The organism is Thalassospira sp. UBA1131, assembly GCF_002311515.1.
In the GTDB taxonomy this organism is placed as follows: Bacteria; Pseudomonadota; Alphaproteobacteria; order Rhodospirillales; family Thalassospiraceae; genus Thalassospira.
The window spans coordinates 35,533-37,776 of sequence record NZ_DCAO01000090.1 but is presented as its reverse complement, the minus strand read 5'-3'; the positions used below and the strand labels follow the sequence as shown (position 1 = coordinate 37,776).

The following is a 2,244-nucleotide window of genomic DNA, read 5'->3' as shown; positions in this document are numbered from 1 at the left end:
TCCCGCTTGGTTTTATCGAAAGCTATCTGCTTGCCAGAACCGTTTCAACGGAAATGAACTGTCGCTATGATGCGCATCCGCGCCAACCCGCCACCTGAACACTGCATTTCGTAAAATACGGTTTTAAAACATGTTTCTGTTGCTCAAGAATGCCAACGTCTTCGCCCCGACGCCGCTTGGCATCAATGATATCCTGATCTGTGACGAGAAAATCCTCGCCATTGCCCCGGATCTGGTGGTTTCTGTTCCGGCCGAAATCAAGACCATCGACCTTGGCGGCAAGATGACCGTACCAGGCTTTATCGACGGGCATGTCCATCTGATCGGGGGCGGTGGCGAAGGCGGATTTGCCACGCGTACGCCCGAAGTTGCGGTTGGCAAACTGATCGAAGCCGGCATCACATCCGTTTGCGGATTGTTGGGCACAGATGCCGCAACCCGCCACATCGCATCGCTGTATGCCAAGACCAAGGCGCTTCGTGCCGAAGGTATTTCTGCCTGGTTCTTTACGGGCGGTTATCGCGTGCCGTCACCAACCCTGACCGGCAATATCGGTCATGACGTGACGTTTCTGGATGCCTGTATCGGTTTGAAAACGGCGATCTCCGATCACCGCAGCAGCCAAAGCACGGTTGAGGAGCTGGCCCGCATCGCATCCCAATCGCGCATTGGCGGCATGACGTCGGGCAAGTCCGGATCGGTTGTCGTGCATCTGGGCGATGGTGACAGGCACTTTGATCCCCTGATTGCTGTGATCGAGCAGACCGAAATCCCGATCGGCCAGTTCATCCCGACCCACGTCAACCGCAAACGAACCTTGCTTGATGCGGCCAAGCTCTGGGCAAAGCGTGGCGGCAATATCGATTTCACCACCGGGATTGATGCCGAACCCGATCCCAAGGGGGCCACCAAAACATCGACCAGCATTGCCGAATGCCTGGCCGATGGCGTTGCGCTGGATCGCGTTTCAATGACATCGGATGGCAACGGGTCACTGCCGGACTTTGATACTGATGGCAATATGATCGGGCTTTCAGTGGCTGGCTTTGAAACCGTCCCGCGCGAATTTGCCGATCTGATCGAAATTGAAAAGCTTGATATCCCGATCGCCTTGGCCCCGATTACGATCAATCCGGCACGCATGCTGGGCCTTGCGGCACATAAAGGGCAGCTCAAGGTCGGTTATGATGCAGATATCCTGGTTTTCGATGATGCTTTAACCCCCGATAGCGTCATTGCGCGCGGAAAACCGGCCATGATTGGCAAGAAACGGCTGCTCCGCTGCACTTTTGAGGACTAATTTGGTCTTTGGACCGGATTACGGCAGGTAAAAAGGTACTAGAAACCAATAATTTGCGGATTTGATGCCTTTTTATCGTCATATCTGCCCCAAATAGCCCCCAATACGGCCAAACCTCGTGCCTATTTCCCCGGCAAGCTTTGCGATCAGACACAGGTCCACGAATGACCTGTGCCCAAAAACCTTGGAAAGGACACGAGAGATGCGACAGACAGCCATGATTTTGGCCGTTGCAAGCGCATTGGGGCTTTCGGCTTGTAGCGGATTGAATGACCGAGACCAGAAAATGCTGAGTGGCGGCGCGATTGGTGCCGGTGTGGGTGCTGTTGGCACCGTGATCACCGGTGGCTGTGTTACCTGTGGCGCGGTAATTGGCGGCGCGGTGGGTACCGGTGCGGGCTATATCATGCACGAGAATGAGAAGGCCCGGAAATGATGAAAAGGATCATTCTTCTGGTTGCTGCATTCGGCCTAACCCTGCCATTTGCAGCACCTGCGCCCGTTAAGGCCGACCCGCCGTCATGGGCACCTGCCCATGGCTATCGTGCCAAGCAGCACAAAGGGCACAAACGCAATTATAGCCGCCACGGTAACGAGCTTTTTGTCTCCGACGGTGGTTTCCTGCGCTGTAACCGTGATGTGGTTGGCGCCATCATTGGTGGTGGCACGGGCGCGGTGCTCGGTTCCACCATCGGCAAAGGAAGCGGCCGGGATGCTGCCATGATTGGTGGTGCCATTCTTGGCATGCTCAGTGGCTACTCGATTGGCCAGAGCCTTGATCAGGGTGATCTGGCTTGTACCGGCTATGCCTTGCAACGGGCCCCTGATGGTCAGGCCGTCCGGTGGCGAAATCCCGATTCGCAACACAGCTATAATGTTGTGCCGACCAACAGTTGGCAGAACGCCGACGGACGCTATTGCCGCGAATATAGCGCAACAGCCCG

At 55.8% G+C, this 2,244-nt stretch carries 3 protein-coding genes; all 3 read left to right on the top strand.

Annotated elements, in window-relative coordinates:
• Positions 1–130: 130 nt before the first annotated feature.
• Complete coding sequence (gene iadA / locus B3Z49_RS13730) at positions 131–1,300, top strand: beta-aspartyl-peptidase (RefSeq protein ID WP_296991869.1); 1,170 nt, start codon at positions 131–133, stop codon at positions 1,298–1,300.
• A 202-nt stretch (positions 1,301–1,502) separates the two neighbouring features.
• The gene (locus B3Z49_RS13725) at positions 1,503–1,736 is read left to right on the top strand and encodes a hypothetical protein (protein ID WP_008888617.1); all 234 of its coding nucleotides are present in this window, start codon (positions 1,503–1,505) and stop codon (positions 1,734–1,736) included.
• Positions 1,733–2,244, top strand: a 512-nt coding sequence (locus B3Z49_RS13720; protein WP_296991864.1) for a glycine zipper 2TM domain-containing protein, incomplete at its 3' end; no start/stop codon positions are given. The genes B3Z49_RS13725 and B3Z49_RS13720, both read left to right, overlap by 4 nt.

Excerpts from the sequence above, each read along its gene's own strand:
- iadA (WP_296991869.1), top strand. The coding sequence starts at position 131 with ATGTTTCTGTTGCTCAAGAATGCCAACGTCTTCGCCCCGACGCCGCTT.
- B3Z49_RS13725 (WP_008888617.1), top strand. The coding sequence starts at position 1,503 with ATGCGACAGACAGCCATGATTTTGGCCGTTGCAAGCGCATTGGGGCTT.